Source organism: Bradyrhizobium sp. (genome assembly GCF_030693485.1).
Classification (GTDB): Bacteria; Pseudomonadota; Alphaproteobacteria; order Rhizobiales; family Xanthobacteraceae; genus Bradyrhizobium.
On record NZ_JAUYAN010000322.1, the window covers coordinates 1 to 2,989 of the forward strand.

Here is a 2,989-nt window from a genome sequence, read left to right on the forward strand (position 1 = left end):
GCGGCGATGCGCGTCGGTGACGGGCAGCCGGTCGGCATCGACCGGCGGTTCCGGCTCGATGGCGAATTCCTTGATGGTGCCGCTGCTCAGAACCATGCGGATGGATTCTTTTTTCTTCGAGCTCGTGGTCGACGCCTGATAATTGGTCGAGACCAGCGCGCCGGCCACCACCCGGCCCTGCGAAGCGCCGGTGCCGGAACCGCCGGAAAACGAGTTCAACAGGCCCGAGGTGCCGCCGGAGGCGGCGGCGGAGAACGAATCGTCGGATATTTCAATATTCCAGCCGCCCTTGCCGACGGGAACCCCTGACAATGTCGCCTCGTAGCGCGCCTCCAGCCGCCCCTGCGCCAGCGCCAGACCGGGCGCGCCGGACAGCAAGACCGCGCCCAAAACCAGCGAAAGGCCGAAGGACTTGCCAAAAGATTTGCCAAAAGACCTGCAAAGCCCGCCCGGTGCCCGCTGGAAAAATCCGGCCGGCCGGGACGACATCATGCGGGGGGTGGTCACGGAAGGGCGATCCTCAACTCGGCGCGTCAAGCGTATCATTTAGGCCAAAATATCCGGCAAACAATGCATCGGCGCCCGGAGCCCTGATGTCGGCGGCGAATACGCCGAATATATGATGGCGAAACCGTCCGAATGGCTTTGCGAACAGGCCTTTCCCGCCCGGTTTGGCCATCTGCGCGCCCGCAAAACCTTGACGCCCCGCCGCTCTCCCCCTATACGTCCGCGGTTCCTGAAATGGACGTGAATTTGAACCCCCGCGCCGCGCCTTCGAAAGGGCTGACGGATGGGTCGGGGATGGAAGAGGATTTTGCAAGATGTCCCGGCGCTGCGAACTGACGGCCAAGGGCCCCATGGTGGGCCACAAGGTGAGCCACTCCAACATCAAGACCAAGCGCCGGTTCCTGCCGAACCTGTGCAACGTCACCTTCATCTCGGATGCGCTCGGCCGCAACGTGCGCCTGCGGGTCTCGACCAACGCCATCAAGTCGGTCGATCACCGCGGCGGTTTTGATGCCTTCCTGATCAAGGCCAAGGGCCCCGAACTGTCGCAGAAGGCGCTGCTCCTGAAGAAGGCGATCGAGAAGAAGATCGCCGGCACGGCCGCGCCGGAAGCCGCGGCGAGCTGAGGTTTTCGGCGAAACCTGCTTAGGGTTTGAGAGTTTTGAGCGGCCGGGTCGAGAAACCCGGCCGTTTTCGTTTGGGGCGTGTGGAGATTAAAAATCTCCCAAACGTCACGGCGAGCCACCCGGCGGGCGCGCGGCAGGCCCTCAAACAAAAATGCGAAAACAACCCCATGCAATGACCGGGAGACCCCCTATTCGCGGCCTTCACGCCGCGCTGCAGCAAGGGCTGGAGAAGAAAATTCTCCAACGTCCCGACGCCGACCGGATTTCATCCGCCGGCGAAGTCACCATAGCGACGAGTGCGGCGACGCTGCGCGCTTCCCGCACTGAGGCAACAACTGGCCTCCGGTATTGGGTCCCTGCTTTCGCATGCTTTCGCAGGGACGACGTTGAGAGATTTGGGCGTCACCCCGGCCGCAGCAACACCGCCTTCTGCCGTTCGAACACCTGCCGGCCGTTCTTGAAGCCCATCAGCACATCGGGCAGTTCAGCGATCGCACCGCGCGCGCTTGCGGTGTCGAGCACGATGAGGTCGGCGGGATTGCCCGGCGCGATGCCGTAGTCGCGCAAGTTCATCAGGCGCGCGGGCAGGCTCGTCACGAGATCGAGGCAGCCTTCGAATTCTTCCACGCTGGCCTGCGCGACGTTGGCGTAGAAATTCGCCATTCGCAGCAGGGAGGCGTCGCCGAACGGCGTGAAGGGATTTTGCACGTTGTTGGTGGCGACCGAACACACGACGCCGCGTTCGACCAGCCTGTGCGCCAGCGTCAGGCCGCGCGGCACATTGTGGGTGGCGTCGCGGCCCATCAGATAGAGATCGGTGGCGGGCAGCACCGTGACGGCGACGCCGGCGCGCGACAGTTTTTTCGCGGCGGCGTCGAATTCGGCCGGCGGCAGCGCCGACAGTTTGGTGGCGTGGCCGATGGCGACACGGCCCTGCCAGTTGCGGCGCTCGGCCTGCCGGCAGACCTCGTCGAGATGCCACCAGGAGGGATCGAGATCGAAATCGAGATGCAGGTCGACATCGACGTCGAATGCCCCAGCGAGATCGAACAGTTTTTCCAGATGCGCCATCGGATCGGTGTCCATATAGGGACAGCCGCCGATCGCCTCGCCGCCGTCGCGCAAGGCCGCGACCAGCAGTTCCCCGGCGCCGGGATCGTTGGTCAGGCCTTCCTGCGGAAACACGCAGAGCGACAGATCGATCGCCCAGGCATAGTCGCGCTTCAGCGCCTTGATGGCCTCGAAGCCGCGCAACCCGATGCGCGGATCGATCTCGACATGGGTGCGCATCCGCGTGGTGCCGGCCAGGATGGCGCGCTCCAGCACGCGGGCGCCGCGTTGATAGACATCCTCGACGGTGAAATCGCGTTTCATCGCGGCGACCGCCTGGATCGCCTCGCTGACGCTGCCGTGATTGTGGCCGCAGCGGCCGAGCAGGCAGGCCTTGTCGAGATGGATGTGGGTGTCGACGAAGCCTGAAAGCACCAGTTTGCCGTCGAGGTGGATTTCGCGGGCTTCCGATTCCAGCCGCGGCGCGATGGCGGCGATCCGGCCGGCGGCGACGCCGATGTCGACCGGCGTGGCGAAAGAAGGCGTCACCGCGCGGCGGAAGATCATATCGAAGGCGGTTTTCGGGGTCATCGGCAACGGCAGCTCCCAATTGTGTGCAGGTTGGGCACGGATTGTTCAAATTATGTGCATGCAATTTGGGTGCCGGATTGTAGTATTTTGTCAGATGAAAAGGATTTGCCGATGTCCGTTGCCGCCAAAGCTGAGCCGAAGAAGTTGAGCGATGCCGAAATCGTCGAGGCCTACCTCACGGCATCGATGATCCCCGATCCCGACGCCGCGGCAGC

4 protein-coding genes and 1 pseudogene are annotated in these 2,989 nt (G+C 63.8%); 2 read left to right on the plus strand and 3 right to left on the minus strand.

The window, feature by feature from the left end:
• Both Q8N40_RS23365 and Q8N40_RS23370 read right to left on the minus strand, forming a co-directional pair.
• Positions 1–507: DUF3108 domain-containing protein (locus tag Q8N40_RS23365; protein ID WP_305713478.1), on the minus strand; the 507-nt coding region annotated here is incomplete at its 3' end.
• A gap of 13 nt (positions 508–520) precedes the next feature.
• Positions 521–679, minus strand: a complete 159-nt coding sequence (locus tag Q8N40_RS23370; RefSeq protein WP_305713479.1) for a hypothetical protein — start codon at positions 677–679, stop codon at positions 521–523.
• A gap of 142 nt (positions 680–821) precedes the next feature.
• Here Q8N40_RS23370 and rpmB point away from each other — a divergent pair, with 142 nt between their 5' ends.
• A complete protein-coding gene (rpmB, locus tag Q8N40_RS23375; RefSeq protein ID WP_305713480.1) occupies positions 822–1,133 on the plus strand; it encodes a 50S ribosomal protein L28 in 312 nt (103 codons plus the stop codon).
• 402 nt (positions 1,134–1,535) lie between these two features.
• On the opposite strand, the gene Q8N40_RS23380 is transcribed toward rpmB, so the two are convergent.
• Positions 1,536–2,774 (minus strand): amidohydrolase family protein, encoded by a 1,239-nt coding sequence (locus Q8N40_RS23380; protein WP_305713481.1) that lies wholly within the window; start codon positions 2,772–2,774, stop codon positions 1,536–1,538.
• A gap of 111 nt (positions 2,775–2,885) precedes the next feature.
• On the opposite strand from Q8N40_RS23380, the pseudogene Q8N40_RS26760 reads away from it, so the two are divergent.
• Positions 2,886–2,989 (plus strand): annotated as a pseudogene (locus tag Q8N40_RS26760) (nuclear transport factor 2 family protein); the annotation flags it as partial.